Genomic DNA, 15,168 nt, shown 5'->3' on the forward strand with positions numbered 1-15,168 from the left:
TGCGCGACGGGTGAGGACGGTCGCCGTCCGGCGCTCACCCGCCCGGGGTGAGGTGACCGGCACGAGCACCGACCTACGGTCGGCCGACGGCGGCTCGACCCACGGCGATCCGACGCGGGTCCCGGACACCGCCACGTCACCTCCGACGGAGAAGCCATGTCGCAGCTCTCGACACCGAACGCGCCCACCGTCCCGACCCGGACCGAACCCCCACCCGAGACCCCGGCCGGCCCGTCCCGTGGACGCTCGGTCGCCGCGTTCGTCTGCCTCCTGCTCGCCGCCCTCCTGACCACGCCCGCCGCGGTGGCCTACTGGGGGCAGCGGACCCTGAACGACACCGACCGCTACGTCTCCACGGTGGACCCGCTCGTGGCGTCGCCCGAGGTGCAGGACGTCATCGCCACCAAGGTCACCGACGCCATCGAGAACCAGGTCGACATCGAGGCCGTCCTCGACGAGGTCTTCGCCGGCGTGATCACCGACCGGCCCCGCCTGGAGCAGCTGGTGGGGCCCCTGGCCGCGGCGATCAACGGCCTGATCGACCGTGAGGTGCGCGCCTTCATCGCCTCGGACCAGTTCGCCGACCTCTGGGTGCAGGTCAACATCAGGGCGCAGCAGGCGCTGCAACGCGTGCTGACGGGGGAGGGTTCCGGAGCCGTCACGGTCCAGGGCGACCAGCTCGTCCTGGACGTCGACGCGGTCATCACCGCGGTCAAGGGGCGACTCGTCGACCGCGGGCTCACGCTGGTCGAGAACCTGCCCGTCCCCGCGACCGACCGGCAGGTCGTCCTGCTGCAGTCCGAGGGTCTGGCGCAGCTGCGCACCATCTACGCCTTCAGCAACCCGATCGCGATCTGGATGCTCCCTGTGGTCGCGGCCCTCTACGTCCTCGCCTTCGTCCTCGCCCGGCGACGGCCCCGGATGGGCGTGCTGATCGGGGCGGCCCTCGTGGCGAACGCCGTGCTGGTCGCGCTGGCCCTCGCGATCGGGCGCCAGCTGTTCGTCAACCAGCTCTCGGGCACCGTGTTCGGCCCGGCGAGCCGGGTCTTCTACGACACGCTGCTCGCCTACCTCGAGCGGGGCCAGGACGTGGTGCTGGCCCTCGGGCTGACGCTGGTCGTCGCGGGGTGCTTCGCCGGGCCCAACGCGTACGGCACGGCCGTCCGCACCCGGCTCGCGTCGGCGCTCGAGGGGACCGGGGCACGCCTCGGAGGTGACTCCGTCGGCGCAACAGGACGTTGGGTGGCTGGCAACCGGGCCTGGCTGCGGGTGCTCGTCGTCCTGGCCGGCGGGGTGGTCCTGCTCTGGGGCAACCAGGTCTCCATGGAGCGCTTCTGGTGGTCGCTCGCGACCGTGGTCGCGGGCCTGGTCGCCCTCCAGGTGCTGGTCGGCGCCGGCGAGGAGGCCACCGCTGTCGACACGCGTCACCGGGGAGACGCCATCCCCGTCGAGGCCACCTAGCCATCGACGTACGCGAGTCACGCCTGTCCGACCTTGGACAGAGTCCACCCCGCCCCAGGGGTGGAGTGTGCACCCCGTGACGGGCGTACCGTCCAGCCACGACCAGCTGCACCGGGGAAGCCGCTGAGCGGGACGCGGCCGGCCATCGCGCCGACCGGGGTTGTGTGGGGACCGCCCCGCGGCCGGGCTGCTGGCCGCGGGGCACCGACCGCGGGTTCGCCGGGTCGCGTATAGAAAAGCTGTGCACCTGTGTATAGGGTTTGGGCAAGCCCGATCCGCAGGCAGCACGGAGGAACGAGTCGATGATCGATGCCCAGAGGCCGGACCAGGCGGCTGAGTCCGATGCGACCCCGTTGGCCATCGCCGCGATGGAGATCGAGCACCTGCAGAGGGGCATGCAGGCCCGCACGGTCATCGGCCAGGCGCAGGGGATCCTGATGGAGCGGCTGGGCATGAGCGCCGCACAGGCCATCGACTACCTCAGGCGCGTGTCGTCCCACTCGAACCGCAAGCTGGTCGACATCGCCCGGCACATCGCCGAGACACGCGAGCTGCCGACCGCGGAGTGAGGCGGCCGAGTCACCGGGAGGATCGGCGTCACCCGCTGGGGGTGACGCGTCGACGCCTCGGTCGCGAGACCCTGTCGTGATCCACTGGGCGCCGAGAATCGAGACTCACATGTCGAGGTCCGCATACGAGATCCGGGTGCTCGGTGAGGTGCCGCCGGACCTGGTCGACGACTTCGCGCGGATCAGCGTCTCCGTCGACCCGGTCGGGACGACGATGCGCGCCGAGCTCGCCGACGAGGCGGAGCTGCACGGCATCCTCGAGGCCCTGCGGCGCGAGGGGCTGGTCCTGGTCGACGTGAGGCGGGAGCAGGTGTACGACGACCTCGAGTGAGCGCGGGTGCCTGTCTTGCTCGCTGCCCGGGACGGCGCGCCGGCAAAGCGCTCGCCCCTCAGGGTGACCGGGGGATACGGTGACGTGTCGGTCGACCGACGGGGGGCGAGCATGCGCCATGTCTGACCCGAGCTCGAGCGAGGTGGCGTCCGGCCTGGGAGAGCCGAGCGTCGCCCCGCCGCTCCAGCTCGTCCTGGAGACGAAGCTGCATCCACCGCCCCAGCGCGCGGCCTGGGTCGCGCGGCAGCGCCTCGTGGACGTCTTCGACGAGGCGGCCCGCCGCCCGATCGTCCTCGTCTCGGCACCGGCCGGCTACGGGAAGACCACCGTGGCCGCCCAGTGGCTGGCGGACAGCAAGGGTTCCCGCGCCACCGCGTGGGTCGCCCTGGACGACGGTGACAACGACCCCGCACGCCTGTGGACCCACGTGGCGGTCGCGCTCGATCGTGCCGGGTGCGCGGTGTCGGCCGAGCTGGCGACGTCCTTGGCCGCACCCGGTGGCGAGCTCGTCGCGGGCGCCCTGCCCAGGCTGCTGGGCGCACTGTCCTCCGCGCCGGACGAGGTCGTGATCCTCCTCGACGACTTCCAGTGCATCACCAACCCGGCGTGCCACGACCAGGTGTCGTTCCTCGTCGAGCACCTGCCGCACCACGTGCACCTCGTCATCCTGACTCGCGTCGACCCGGGGCTGAAGCTGGGACGACTGCGGGCGTCGGGGCTGTTGGGGGAGATCCGAGCCGACGCCCTCCGCTTCACCGAGCCGGAGGCGGCGTCGCTCCTGTCGGTCGAGAACGTCGCGCTGCGCGCGGAGGGCGTCTCGGAGCTCCTCGCCACGACCGAGGGATGGCCGGCCGGCCTCTACCTCGCGGCGCTCGCCCTGGCCGGGCGCCCCGACGCCGACGAGCAGGTGAACCGCTTCGACGGCAGCCACCGGTCGGTCGCCGACTACTTCTCCGAGGAGGTGCTGAGCGGACACCCGGAGCCGGTGCGCCGCCTGATCCTCGAGATCTCCGTCCTCGACCGCTTCTGCGCGGCGCTCTGCGACCACGTCGTCGAGACCACCGGGTCGGCGGCGGTGCTGCGCGAGCTCGAGCGCGCGAACCTCTTCCTCGTGCCGCTCGACGACGAGGGTCGGTGGTTCCGGTTCCACCACCTGTTCGCAGCCGTGGTCCGCAGCCACCTCGAGGTGCTTCACCCCGAGCGCGTCCCCGTGCTGCACCGGCGTGCCGCCGAGTGGTTCCGCCTTCACCACCACGTCGACGAGGCGGTCACCCACCTGCTCGCAGCCGGCGACACGGGCTGCGCGGCCGATCTCGTGCAGAAGAGCGTGATCGCCCACCTAGACGGCGGCCGTGCGCACACGTTGCGGTCGTGGCTGGACGGCCTGGGCACCGAGGCCATCTCCCGCCACCCGTCCGCGGGGGTCGCAGCAGCGTGGGTGGCCGCCATCACGGGGGACCAGGCGGTTCTCGCCCGCCACCTCGACGACCTGGCGCCGGTGCTCCACGACGGACCCCTGCCCGACGGGACGCACTCGGTCGAGTCCGCGGTCGCACTGGTCCACGGCATGTTCGGCTACGACGGTCCGCTGCCGATGATGTCCGGGGCGAGCCGCGCCGCCGAGCTCGAGACGGACGCGCGGACCATCCAGTACGCCATGGCGCAGCGCAGCCTCGGGCACGCGGCGTACGTGCTGGGCGACCTGGCGGCGGCCATGCCGCCGCTGCTGAGGGCGGTGCACAGCGATGCGGCCCTGCCGATGGTTCGCCTGGCGGCGTTGGGGGACTGCGCCCTCGTCAACGCCGAGCTCGGCCGGCACGACGTCGCCGCCGAGATGGCGGACCAGGCGATGCGGATCGCCGACGAGCGTGAGGTCTATGCCATGCCGCAGGCGCGGTCGCTCGCCTTCACCGCGCTGGGGCAGTCGCAGGCGGCGGCGGGCAAGCTCGCCGACGCCATGGTCATCCTCGAGGAGGGCTGGGCCCTGCGACGCCGGCTCCCGACCATCGGCCCCTGGCCGGGGATCCACCACCTCCTCGTGATGGCGCGCGTCGCGGTGGAGCTCGACGACCTGGGGAAGGCGCAGCACCTCCTCGACGAGCTGGCCGCCCGGACCGACCGCTGGACCGAGGGGATGGCCGCGATGCACGCCCGCGTCGCGGTCGTCCGGGCGGCCTTCCGGGAGCGGCTCCGGCAGGACCCGCTGGAGGAGCCGCTCACCGGCAGGGAGCTCGACGTGCTGCGGCTCCTGCAGGGCACCCTCAGCCTCACCGAGATCGCTGCGGTGCTGCACCTGTCGGCCAACACGGTCAAGACCCACGTGCAGGCGCTCTACCGCAAGCTCGGTGCCCACTCCCGCACCGACGCCGTGGCGGTGGCCAGGCGCAAGCAGCTGATCTGAGGACTCACCCGGTGGCGGAGCTCGTGCTGCTCACCCGCCGGACCCGCTCGATGCCCAACCCCAGCTCCGAGCAGGTCGCGAGGAGCTGCAGGACGTCCTCGGGACGGGCCTCGACCAGGACCGAGGTCTGCTCCGGGACGACGCAGTGCCGCCAGCTGAGGAACGTCAGGAACGACTCGCCCAGACGGCCGTCGACGCGCACCTCGTAGCTGCACGGCCCGTTGGTCCGGCCGGAGGCGTCCGCCGGCACGCCCGACGGCTGGTGCTCGTGCACCTCGGCGAGGGTGAGACCCAGCGACGTGAGCCGGGACAGCAGCACGTCGAGGTCGCGGGGGGAGTCGACACGGCGGAACAGCACGGTCTGGGCCGGCGCGGGGCTGGTCCTCATCATGCCGAACCTGTCCCGCAGCCAGCTGGGTGGCCTCCCCTGCAGGCGGATCTCGTAGGTGGCCGGCTGCTCGTCCCAGGACACGGTCACCGCTCCTGCGCCTCGCCGGGGTCGTCCAGGCCGGAGACCAGCTCCTCGAACCGCCGGTTCACGCGCTCGCGCTCCAGCCGGTCGTACGGCGTCACGTCGTCCGGCGCCGGCCGACCTCCCCGGACTGCATCCGCACGGTCGGCCAGCCGGGGGGAGAGGCGTCGGGTCACAGGCGGCGAGGTGGCGGCCAGCGCGACCACGACCAGCAGGCCGTAGAGGTCGAAGGCACTGACCAGTCCCCATCCGGCCAGGACGGCCACCGGGAGCGTGATCGCGCGTCGGGCGGCCTCGCGGGCGGTCGGCGCCAGCTCGAGGGCGATGCAGAACAGGCAGCCCGCCGTGAGGGCGCCCAGGAGCAGGAACGTCGCGAGCAGTCCCAGCACGGTCGAGGCCCGATACGCCCCCACGGCGCCGAGCGCCGTCGCGACGCCGGCCAGGACCGGCCACACGACAGCCGACCAGGTCCCCCGCAGGACGGGGCTCGGTTGCCGGGTGCCAGGCCTCATGGGCCGACAGTGGGCGTCCCCGCGTCGCCACGCCTCACCCGGCACGGATGAGGACGCCCTCGAGCCGGTTCGCCGACGATGGCCGTCCCCGGTCCAGGAGGTCCCGTGTCGGAGCTGTTGATCGTGCTCGGCGCGGCGCTCGTGGTCGCCGACTACGTCATCAAGGTCATCGCCCTCGGCGTCATCCCCGGCAACCGGAAGCCGTCCGCGGCCATGGCGTGGCTCATCCTCATCCTCATCATCCCGCTGGCCGGCTTCGCGGTCTTCCTCCTCCTGGGGCGGACCGACCTCGGCCGGCGACGCCTCGCCCGGCAGCAGGAGTCGGACCGCGCCATCCGCACCGCCGTCGACCGGCTCGTGACCGAGCCCGTCGACGGGCCGCCCTACCTGGCATCGGTGGTGCACCTGAACCGCAACCTGGGCTCGCTGCCCCTGCAGGCGGGCAACCGGATCGACCTCGTCCCGGGCTACCGCGACGCCGTCGCCGCCATGACCGCCGAGGTCGCGTCCGCCACCGTGTCCGTCGAGGTGGAGTTCTACATCGCCGCATGGGACGACGTGACGGGCCCCTTCTTCGAGGCGCTCGTGGCCGCCACCGCGCGAGGGGTGCGGGTGCGGCTGCTGTTCGACCACATGGGGTCGCGCTCCATCCCCGGCTTCGCGGGGTTCCAGGAGCGGCTCGCGCGGACCACGATCGAGTGGCACCCCATGCTGCCGGTCCGCCCGCTCAAGGGTCAGTTCCAGCGCCCGGACCTGCGCAACCACCGCAAGATCCTCGTCGTCGACGGACGCACCGCGTTCATGGGCTCGCAGAACCTGGTGGAGCCCGGCTACAACAAGCCGAAGAACCACGAGGCGGGCCGCGAGTGGGTCGAGCTCGTCGCCCGCGTCGACGGTCCGACCGTGCGGGCGCTGCGCGCCGTGTTCGCGAAGGACTGGTACGCGGAGACCGGCGAGCGCCTGGACGAGGAGCTCGTCTCCGTGGAGCCGGCGCGCCACGACGACGGTGTGGCGGCGCAGGTGCTGCCGAGCGGTCCGGGCTACGGCACCGAGAACAACCTGCGGCTGTTCACGACCCTGATCTACTCGGCGCACCACCGGGTCTCGCTGACCAGCCCCTACTTCGTGCCGGACGAGCCGCTGCTCTACGCGGTCACGACGGCCGCTCGCCGTGGCGTCGAGGTGGAGCTCTTCGTGAGCGAGGAGGGCGACCAGTTCATGGTCTACCACGCCCAGTGCTCCTACTACCAGGCACTCCTCGAGGCCGGCGTCCGGATCCACCTCTACCCCGCACCCGCGGTGCTGCACTCCAAGCACTTCAGCATCGACGACGACGTCGCCGTGATCGGCTCGAGCAACATGGACATGCGGTCGTTCGCGCTCAACCACGAGGTGTCCATGATGGTCACCGGGAGCGACGTCGTGGCGCGGTTCCGCAAGGTGGAGGACGACTACCGCGCCCTGTCGCGCGAGCTCACCCTCGAGGAGTGGAGCCGGCGTCCGGCCGTGCAGCGCTACCTCGACAACACGATGCGGCTGACCGCGGCCCTTCAGTGAGCACTGGCCACCGGGCGCCCGGGTAGCGCCGCGCGCTCAGGCCTGCGCCGGGTGCGCCGCTCGCGGTCCACCCAGGACGCGGTCCAGGACGAACAGCAGCACCGCCGTCACGACGGAGATCACGATCGCCGCGAGGGTGGTCGACAGCAGGCCGCCGACGTCGAGGGAGTCGGTCAGCCCAGCGGTGATGGCCAGGAGGATCCCGTTGACGACCAGGGCGAAGAGGCCGAGCGTGATGATGGTCAGCGGCAGCGCGAGGAGCTGCAGGACCGGCCCGATCAGCGCGTTGACGAGGCCGAACAGCAGGGCCACCCAGAGCAGCGAGAGGACCCCGCCGTCGATCTCGACCGACGGCACCACGGCCGCAGCGGCGGCGATGGCGGCGGCCACGACGATCCAGGCGAGCAGCAGCTTGACGAGCATGTCGACTCCTCGGGTGGGCCCCCGCCCACCGGGGACGCGCACGGGTCACGGTAGGCACGGGCCGGCACGCCTCCCTCACCTGTCCCGGGTGAGGTGGTCGGACGACGGCGCTGCCTACTGTCCGTACGAGGTCGTCCCGTGGCTCGTCGGGCGGCCCCCGTGGTCGTCGTCCGCGGGACCCATCGCCTCGAGGAGGAAGCATGAGTGTCGACCAGGCACCGAGCAGCACCGACGACATCGAGATGGGACCGGTCGACTACATCGTCGTGGAGTTCCCCGGAAGCAAGATGACGGGTGAGGGCCTGCCCCTGCTCGTGGACCTGGTCGACCGGGGCCTCATCCGGATCCTGGACCTGGTGTTCGTCACCAAGGACCTCGACGGAGTCGTGCACGGCATCGCCGTCGCCGACCTCGACGGGGACGGTGAGCTCGACCTCGCGGTCTTCGAGGGTGCCGCCTCGGGCCTGCTGAGCGACGACGACATCGTCGAGGCCGGCGAGGTGCTGCAGAGCGGGAGCTCGGCCGGCATCCTCGTCTACGAGAACACCTGGGCGGCACCCTTCGCGACCGCGATCAGGCGGGGCGGAGGACAGCTCGTCGCGAGCGGTCGCATCCCCTTCGACGCCCTGGTCGAGGCCGCGACGTCCGACGACCCGTCCACCACGTCCGACCACTAGGAGGAGATCACCATGCCAGGACTACTTCGCGGGGTCGCCAGGACGGCCGCCATCGCCGGCACGGCGACGGCTGTGTCGGGACGCGTGCAGCGCCGGCAGCAGGGCCGGTGGGCAGCGCAGGAGCAGCAGGCCGCGGCCCAGCAGGCGTACGCCGCCCCGCCACCCGCCGCGGCAGCGCCGCCGCCGGCGCCGAGTGCGGCGGTGGACATGGAGACCAAGCTGGCCCAGCTCAAGGAGCTCGGGCAGCTGCAGCAGCAGGGCGTGCTCAACCAGCTGGAGTTCGATCAGCAGAAGGCGCGAATACTTGCGCAATGACGTCCGGCATGCGCCGGGGGCCGCACCTGAGGGTGCGGCCCCCGTCCGCATGTCCGGGCCTGCGGCGGCGCCTGCTCACCGCTGCGCGGCCAGCCACTCCTCGGCCTCGGTGTAGGCACCCAGACTGGCCTCGCCGACGACGTCGGTCGCCTCGAAAAGGACCACGTCGCCGGCGTGCTCCACGGTCCGGTTGCGCCGCAGCTGCGTGATGACTGCCGGGTCCAGCCCGGCCAGGTAGAGCCGGCCCCCGACGGCCGCGACCTTCGCCGCGTAGTCCGACAGCACGACGTACGACGTGGCGCCGAGCATCGCGCGTCCACGCAGCCGCAGCACGACCGCCGGGTGGTCCGAGCCCTCCGGATCGGGCAGGTGGGCCTGCAGGGTGCGGGCGCCGGCGTAGTAGAGGCTGCCGTAGATGTCGAGCAGCAGGACCTGCCGCGACTCGAGCCGGGCGGGGGCGGGCGACTCGTGGAACGTGCCGGTGCCGGTCGGCCGGAGCCGGACGACACGGAGGTCCAGCGCCTCCTGGTTGATCTGCATCATCAGGGCCAGCACCACGCCCAGCCCGACCGCCGCGGCGACGGGCAGCAGGAGGGTGGCGACGAACGTCGCGCACACGGCGATGCGTGAGATCTGCGACGTGCGCAGGATCGCTCGGACCTGACCGGTCCGCAGCGACCCGTAGGCGGCCGCCACGAGGACGGCCGCGAGGGTGGGCATGGCCACGGCGCCCACCACGCCCGAGAACGCCACCAGGATGACCGCCATCCACAACCCGGCGAAGATGCTCGCCCACCGCCCGCCAGCACCCGCGGCCACGCTCAGCGCCGTCTGCCCCACCGAGCCGCCCACCGGCTGCCCGCGGAACAGTCCGGCGAGGACGTTCGCGATGCCCTGCGCCAGGAAGTCGCGGTTCGCGTCGGAGCGCGTCCCGTCCGGGTTGGGGGAGGACTCGGCGACCCCAGCGCCCTGGATGAGCACCAGCGCCGCGACTGCGAAGGCCCCGGTGAGGAGGTCGAAGGAGAGCTCGCCGAGCCGGGGGAGCGCGGGCAGGGGCAACCCCCGGGGGATGTCGCCGACGTCGCTCACCCGCTGCACCGCGTCGGCACCCGCGAGGACCACGACGACGGTGGGCAGGGCCAGCGCCAGCAAGGACGCGTAGGGGCCGAGCCGCCGCCCGCCCAGGACGAGGATCGCCATCGCAGCCGCACCGACGGCGATCGACGCCGGGTCCGCACTGCCGGGGTCCAGCAGCAGGTTCCAGGCCTTCGCGAGGGCGAAGTCGCCCGACACGTCGGAGCCGACGAGGTCGGGCAGCTGGCCGAACATGATGTTGCACGCGACCCCGGTCAGGAACCCGATCATCACCGAGTGCGGCACGAAGCGCGTGTAGCGACCCAGCCGGAGCAGCGCGGCCGCCACCATGAGCCCGCCGGCGATGAGGGTCAGCAGGAACAGCGCATGCGGCCGCCTGTCCGGCGGTGTGCCGGCGACCGCCGAGCCGGCGGCGAGGGCCGCCGCGCTGGTGGTGGTGATGATCATCAACCTGCTGCTGCTCGTGAGGCCGCCCCCGATGGGCCCGAAGATGCTGGCGTAGAGCCCGTGGACGGGACTGACGCCGGCCAGCACCCCGGCCGCCATGCCGTCCGGGACGCTGCTGATGGCGCCCGGGATGCCCGCCACGAGGTCCTGCTTGACGGTGGCGCGCCGCGGTGCGAGCTCGAGCAGGCGTCGTCGGAAGGACGGGCGCGCTCGACTCGTCATCTCCGCTCGATCCTCCCGGCCGCCGGCGTGGTCCTCGGGTGGTCAGTGTCATCAGCGTCGGGACCACCAGCCTCCCCCGCCGCGGAGGAGGCGCGACCCGTCGGTCATCCGCGACGGGGGAGGTCGCTGCCTGTCCGGAGCGGGACGGTGCGGGGAGGTGTGACAGCACCGCCTCCCGGCGTGTGCGCCCCTCGCCGGCAGGAGCGGACCGTGACGGACACCGTGCTTGCCGCCCTGGCCCTCCTGACCATCGTGTGGGCCGTGACCTCGAGCCGGCTGGCCGACTGGGACGTCACCGGGGCGCTGGTGTTCCTCGCGGCGGGGTTCGCCCTGGCCAACCCGACGTGGGGCCGATCCGTCTCGACGTCGAGTCACCGTCGGTGCACCGGCTCGCCGAGCTGACGCTCGCCATGCTGCTCTTCGCGGACGCCTCGCGGGTCGACGTGTCGCGGCTCCGCCGCGACGTCGGCGTACCGGTGCGTCTGCTCGGCACCGGGTTGCCGCTGTCGATCCTCACCGGCTCCGTCCTCGCCGCCTGGATCTTCGCGGACGCGACGTGGGCGCTGGCACTCTTCGTGGGAGCCGCGCTGGCGCCGACGGACGCCGCGCTCAGCGCCCAGGTCGTCGGCGACGAGCGCGTCCCGGGCCGCGTCCGTCGGGTCCTCAACGTGGAGAGCGGGCTGAACGACGGCATCGCCACGCCGGTCGTCGTCTTCGCCCTGGCGGTCGTCGCCGCCGACCTCGCTCCGGGAGTGCACGCCGAGTCCGCCGAGGGAAGGGCGCTCCTCGACCTGGCCGTCGGACTGGGTGTCGGCCTGGTGGTCGGCCCGGGTGCCGCCCTGCTGGTCGGCCTGGGCGCGGCGAGGCGATGGGTCGCCCCGGGCGGGAGACGTCTGGCCACCCTCGGGGCCGCCCTCGGAAGCTTCTCGCTCGCGGTCGCCCTCGACGGCAACGGCTTCATCGCGGCCTTCGTCGCGGGTGCGGCGTTCGGGGCCGTCCTGCCGCGGCGACCGGCCGAGGGGGACGAGGCACACGAGGCGGACGAGGGGGACGAGGCGGACGAGGTGGAGGAGGCCGTGGTGCTGCCCGAGCTCCTGGGCCAGCTCGCGGGCCTCGCCGTGTGGTTCCTGTTCGGTGCCGCCCTGCTCCCCGTCGCGCTCGACCACCTGTCCGTGGCGGCCGTCGGCTATGCCGTGCTCAGCCTCACGGCGGTCCGGATGGTGCCGGTCGCCGTCGCCGCGCTCGGTGCCGGCCTGGACCGGTCCACGGTGCTCTTCATCGGCTGGTTCGGTCCGCGGGGCCTGGCCTCCGTCGTCTTCGCGCTCCTGGCGGTCGAGGAGCTGGGCGAGTCCGCCGTCACCGGCGAGGCTGTCGCCGTCATCGCCTGGACGGTCACCCTGAGCGTCGTGCTGCACGGCGAGTCGGCGGGCCCCCTCGGTGCCCACTACCGACGCACCCACCAGATCACTCATCGAGGGTGAGGCGGTCGGGCCTCCGCCGGGCGACGCTCGGGACGACCGCCCAGATCCCGGGAGCAAGGACACGCCGATGATGAACTTCGCCCGACCGCTGCTCCCGTCGTGGCGCGAGGGCGCCGTCCGCGACGCCGTCGTCGACTTCCTCGGCCGGGCCGCGACCGTCCCGCTCCACCAGCGCGTCGCGTGCCTGGACAACGACGGCACGCTGTGGTGCGAGCGACCGACGTACGTCCAGCTCGACTTCTTCGTCGACGCGCTCAGCAGGGCCGTCGAGGCCGACCCCGGCCTGCGCGACGAACCGGCCTTCGACGCGTTGCTCAGCCACGACGAGCACGCCATCCACGAGCTCGGTCTCCCACGCATCGCGGTGGCGCTCACCAGCCTCTTCGAGGGGGTGCCACCGGACGAGTTCAGCCGGCGGGTGGTGGAGTTCATGAGCACCGCCCGGCACGCTTCCCTCGACCGCCTCCACGGGTCCAACCGCTACCAGCCGATGCTCGAGCTGGTCGCCGAGCTCCGTCGGCTCGAGTTCACCGTCGCGGTCGTCACCGGTGGGGGCACCGAGTTCGTCCGCGCGGTCAGCCAGGAGCTGTACGGCGTCCCACCGGAGCTCGTCGTCGGGACCCTCATCGAGTACGAGTACGGCGCCGAGGCCTCGGGTCCGCAGCTGCGCCGGTCAACGCGGCTCGTCGGCGGGGCCAACGAGGGCCCCACGAAGGTCAACAACATCCAGACCCAGCTGGGGCGTCGTCCCATCTTCGCCGCGGGCAACACCGCGGGGGACTGGGAGATGCTGGAGTGGGCGCGGCTGGCGGACGGCCCGACGCTCGCCCTCCTCGTGGACCACGACGACGCCGAGCGGGAGTTCGCCTACCAGGGCGGCGCGGTGTCGTTCACCGAGACGGAGCCCATCACGGAGATCGGCGACCGCCTCGGGTGGTCCATCGTCAGCATGGCCGAGGACTGGGCCACCGTCTTCGTCGAGGACGGCGTGACGTGACGACCCCGCCGGGTGGGGTGCGCCCGGACGCCGGCCGGCGCCCATGAACGTGCTCGTCGGGCTCCTGGTGGTCGTCGCCGTCACCTCGGTCTGCGTGGCGGCGATGCTCACGGTGCGACGGCGTGCGCCGGCGGGCAGCTGGTTCCAGGACGGCGACCGCGCCTCGGGGGTCTTCGGCGTGCTGGCGACCGGGTTCTCGGTGCTCCTCGGCTTCATCATCTTCCTCGCGTTCGAGTCCTACGACTCCTCACGCACGGGCGCCGAGACCGAGGCCACCCTGGTGCTGCAGCAGGTGCAGACGGCCCAGTTCCTCCCGAGCGAGGTCTCCGGCGAGCTGACGGCCGAGCTGGCCTGCTACGCCCGCTCGGTCGCGGGCACGGAGTGGGAGGCACTCGAGTCGCAGACCCTGGGGGACCGGATCAACCCGTGGGGCGTGGAGCTCTACCGCACCATCTCGGAGGTCGAGCCGGAGAGCGCGACGGAGCAGTCGGCCTACGACCGCTGGATGGACCAGACGGCGCAGCGGGAGCAGGCGAGGGTCGCTCGGGTGCACGGCGCCGAGGGCATCATCCCCGCGCCGCTGTGGTGGGTGCTCTTCCTCATCACGGGCGTCGTGTTCACCTACCTGCTCTTCTTCGCCGACTCCTCCGAGGGGCCGTTCACCCAGGCGATGCTCATGGGCAGCACCGCCGTCGTCATCACCCTGCTCCTGCTGCTCGTCGCCTTCTTCGACCATCCGCACGGCGGTGGCATCGGCAGGCTGCAGCCGACCGCGATGGAGCGGACCATCGCGCTCATCGACGTCGAGCTCGACGTCGTCGGCATCGAGGTCTCCCTGCCGTGCGACGAGCGTGGCGACCGTGCCTGAGCACACGTCCGGGTCGTCCGAGCACCGCACTCGCTCGTGGCAGGAGGGCACCGCCACCCTGCTCCTCGTCGTCGCCGCGGTCGCGACGTCCTGGAGCAGCTACCAAGCCACCCGGTGGAACGGCGAGCAGGCAGCCGCAGCAGGCCGCACGAACGCCGTCCGCATCGAGGCGTCGCGCGCCGACGCCCTGGCCGAGTCACAGACGCAGATCGACGTGGCCACCTTCATCGCCTGGGTGGAGGCGGATCGCACCGGTGACGCCCGGCTCGCGGAGTTCGTCGAGGACCGGTTCCGCGACGAGTTCCGCCCGGCGTACGACGCCTGGACGGCGACCGCCCCCTTCACCGATCCCGACGCGCCGCCCACACCGTTCGCCATGGACGAGTACCACCTCGCGTCCCAGGAGCAGGCAGAGGAGCTCGACGTGCGGGCCGAGGCGTCGGCGGCCGAGGTGCGCCGCAACATCCAGCGCGCCAGCAACTACGTGCTGACGGTGGTGCTCTACGCGGTCGCCCTCTTCTTCGCCGGCATGAGCACCCGGGTCTCGGCCCTGCGCCTGCGGTGGGTCCTCACCGTCGCCGGTTGTGCGGTCTTCCTCGGCACCCTGGCGTGGATCGCCACCTTCCCGGTGAGCATCGCCGTCTGAGTGCGCTGGTCCGTGGGCGCGGCCGCACCCGGGTCGCGGCTACGGGCCCTGTCCGCGACGCTCGAGGTCGTCGACGACCTCCCGGACGGCCGCGGGGGCGTCCTCGGAGAGCTCCGCGTGCAGCAGTGCGACGTCCCCGCGCTCGAGCTCGCGCTCGATGACCGGGCGCAGCTCGTCGAGGTCGGCGTCGCTCGACAGCACGAGCAGGGCGGAGGAGCCAGGGGTCAGGTGCTTTTCCATCTCCTCGACGAGCCGGCGGTCGATGCCGGCGCCGCTGAGTCGCGACATGGCGGCCGCGATGCCGGCGCCCGCAGCGGCCCCGGCCAGCGGAGCGAGCACGACGAGTCCGACGAGTCCGCCCAGCACCGAGCCCTTGCCGGCGCTCGACGCGGACGGATGGTGCAGGTGGCTGATCACCGGCTCCTCGGCCCGCGGCATCCAGGCGACCGTGATGGCGTCGTGGACAGTGAGGACGAGGCGCTCCTCCAAGGCCCTGAGCCGCACACCACCCGCCTCGGCCCCGAAGGGCGTGTCGTAGTGCCACACCGTCAGCGCGGTCACGGGGCCGTGCTCCGGGGCGCTTCGTGCATGGCTCGTCTCGCTCCCGTCGGGGCCGGTGTCGACTCCATCCAAGGCCCGCAGCGCCGGGCGTGCCTCACACGTGGCGGGCGAGCACCGAGGGGCACGCCTGCCG

Annotated in this window: 17 protein-coding genes; 12 read left to right on the top strand and 5 right to left on the bottom strand. The window is 72.7% G+C overall.

What is annotated here, in order from left to right; translation table 11 throughout:
- Positions 1–156 precede the first annotated feature (156 nt).
- The 4 genes from HN031_RS15580 (at position 157) to HN031_RS15595 (ending at position 4,762) form a co-directional block, all read left to right on the top strand.
- On the top strand, positions 157–1,461 hold the full coding sequence (locus HN031_RS15580) for a hypothetical protein (RefSeq protein ID WP_172272056.1): 1,305 nt from the start codon (positions 157–159) through the stop codon (positions 1,459–1,461).
- A gap of 302 nt (positions 1,462–1,763) precedes the next feature.
- A complete protein-coding gene (locus tag HN031_RS15585; RefSeq protein WP_172272059.1) occupies positions 1,764–2,030 on the top strand; it encodes an ANTAR domain-containing protein in 267 nt (88 codons plus the stop codon).
- Positions 2,031–2,139: 109 nt separating this feature from the next.
- Positions 2,140–2,361 carry a hypothetical protein gene (locus HN031_RS15590; protein WP_172272062.1) on the top strand — a complete coding sequence of 74 codons (222 nt, stop codon included), beginning with the start codon at positions 2,140–2,142 and terminating at the stop codon, positions 2,359–2,361.
- 118 nt (positions 2,362–2,479) lie between these two features.
- On the top strand, positions 2,480–4,762 hold the full coding sequence (locus tag HN031_RS15595; RefSeq protein WP_172272065.1) for a LuxR C-terminal-related transcriptional regulator: 2,283 nt from the start codon (positions 2,480–2,482) through the stop codon (positions 4,760–4,762).
- 4 nt (positions 4,763–4,766) lie between these two features.
- On the opposite strand, the gene HN031_RS15600 is transcribed toward HN031_RS15595, so the two are convergent.
- Together HN031_RS15600 and HN031_RS15605 are read right to left on the bottom strand one after the other, a co-directional pair.
- A complete protein-coding gene (locus HN031_RS15600) occupies positions 4,767–5,234 on the bottom strand; it encodes a hypothetical protein (RefSeq protein WP_172272068.1) in 468 nt (155 codons plus the stop codon).
- Between the two features lie 2 nt (positions 5,235–5,236).
- Positions 5,237–5,746, bottom strand: coding sequence for a hypothetical protein (locus tag HN031_RS15605; RefSeq protein ID WP_172272071.1), 510 nt, complete (start codon positions 5,744–5,746; stop codon positions 5,237–5,239).
- Positions 5,747–5,851: 105 nt separating this feature from the next.
- On the opposite strand from HN031_RS15605, the gene cls reads away from it, so the two are divergent.
- Entirely contained in the window at positions 5,852–7,303 is a 1,452-nt protein-coding gene (cls, locus tag HN031_RS15610) for a cardiolipin synthase (protein ID WP_322919162.1), read from the top strand.
- Positions 7,304–7,339: 36 nt separating this feature from the next.
- On the opposite strand, the gene HN031_RS15615 is transcribed toward cls, so the two are convergent.
- The gene (locus HN031_RS15615; RefSeq protein WP_172272077.1) at positions 7,340–7,726 is read right to left on the bottom strand and encodes a phage holin family protein; all 387 of its coding nucleotides are present in this window, start codon (positions 7,724–7,726) and stop codon (positions 7,340–7,342) included.
- Between the two features lie 200 nt (positions 7,727–7,926).
- Between HN031_RS15615 and HN031_RS15620 the strand changes: the two genes are divergently transcribed.
- Both HN031_RS15620 and HN031_RS15625 read left to right on the top strand, forming a co-directional pair.
- Positions 7,927–8,403, top strand: coding sequence for a DUF6325 family protein (locus HN031_RS15620; protein ID WP_216652508.1), 477 nt, complete (start codon positions 7,927–7,929; stop codon positions 8,401–8,403).
- Between the two features lie 12 nt (positions 8,404–8,415).
- Positions 8,416–8,718 (top strand): SHOCT domain-containing protein, encoded by a 303-nt coding sequence (locus tag HN031_RS15625; protein WP_172272080.1) that lies wholly within the window; start codon positions 8,416–8,418, stop codon positions 8,716–8,718.
- Positions 8,719–8,793: 75 nt separating this feature from the next.
- On the opposite strand, the gene HN031_RS15630 is transcribed toward HN031_RS15625, so the two are convergent.
- The gene (locus HN031_RS15630) at positions 8,794–10,482 is read right to left on the bottom strand and encodes a SulP family inorganic anion transporter (protein WP_172272083.1); all 1,689 of its coding nucleotides are present in this window, start codon (positions 10,480–10,482) and stop codon (positions 8,794–8,796) included.
- Positions 10,483–10,692: 210 nt separating this feature from the next.
- Here HN031_RS15630 and HN031_RS15635 point away from each other — a divergent pair, with 210 nt between their 5' ends.
- From HN031_RS15635 to HN031_RS15655, 5 genes are all read left to right on the top strand, one after another.
- Positions 10,693–10,884, top strand: a complete 192-nt coding sequence (locus HN031_RS15635; RefSeq protein ID WP_172272086.1) for a hypothetical protein — start codon at positions 10,693–10,695, stop codon at positions 10,882–10,884.
- Entirely contained in the window at positions 10,827–11,963 is a 1,137-nt protein-coding gene (locus HN031_RS15640; RefSeq protein ID WP_172272089.1) for a cation:proton antiporter, read from the top strand. The genes HN031_RS15635 and HN031_RS15640 overlap by 58 nt, the downstream gene beginning before the upstream one ends.
- Positions 11,964–12,030: 67 nt before the next feature.
- Positions 12,031–12,960: an HAD family phosphatase gene (locus HN031_RS15645; protein WP_253943488.1), complete on the top strand. Its 930-nt coding sequence runs from the start codon at positions 12,031–12,033 to the stop codon at positions 12,958–12,960.
- 43 nt (positions 12,961–13,003) lie between these two features.
- Positions 13,004–13,828 carry a DUF4239 domain-containing protein gene (locus tag HN031_RS15650; protein ID WP_172272091.1) on the top strand — a complete coding sequence of 275 codons (825 nt, stop codon included), beginning with the start codon at positions 13,004–13,006 and terminating at the stop codon, positions 13,826–13,828.
- Positions 13,821–14,474: a hypothetical protein gene (locus HN031_RS15655; protein ID WP_172272093.1), complete on the top strand. Its 654-nt coding sequence runs from the start codon at positions 13,821–13,823 to the stop codon at positions 14,472–14,474. Before HN031_RS15650 ends, HN031_RS15655 begins: the two co-directional genes overlap by 8 nt.
- A 39-nt stretch (positions 14,475–14,513) precedes the next feature.
- Here the strand turns inward: HN031_RS15655 and HN031_RS15660 are convergent, their stop codons facing one another.
- The gene (locus HN031_RS15660) at positions 14,514–15,035 is read right to left on the bottom strand and encodes a DUF1269 domain-containing protein (protein WP_172272095.1); all 522 of its coding nucleotides are present in this window, start codon (positions 15,033–15,035) and stop codon (positions 14,514–14,516) included.
- Between the last annotated feature and the right edge of the window lie 133 nt (positions 15,036–15,168).

Source organism: Nocardioides sp. zg-1308, from assembly GCF_013155375.1.
Taxonomy (GTDB): Bacteria; Actinomycetota; Actinomycetes; order Propionibacteriales; family Nocardioidaceae; genus Nocardioides; species Nocardioides renjunii.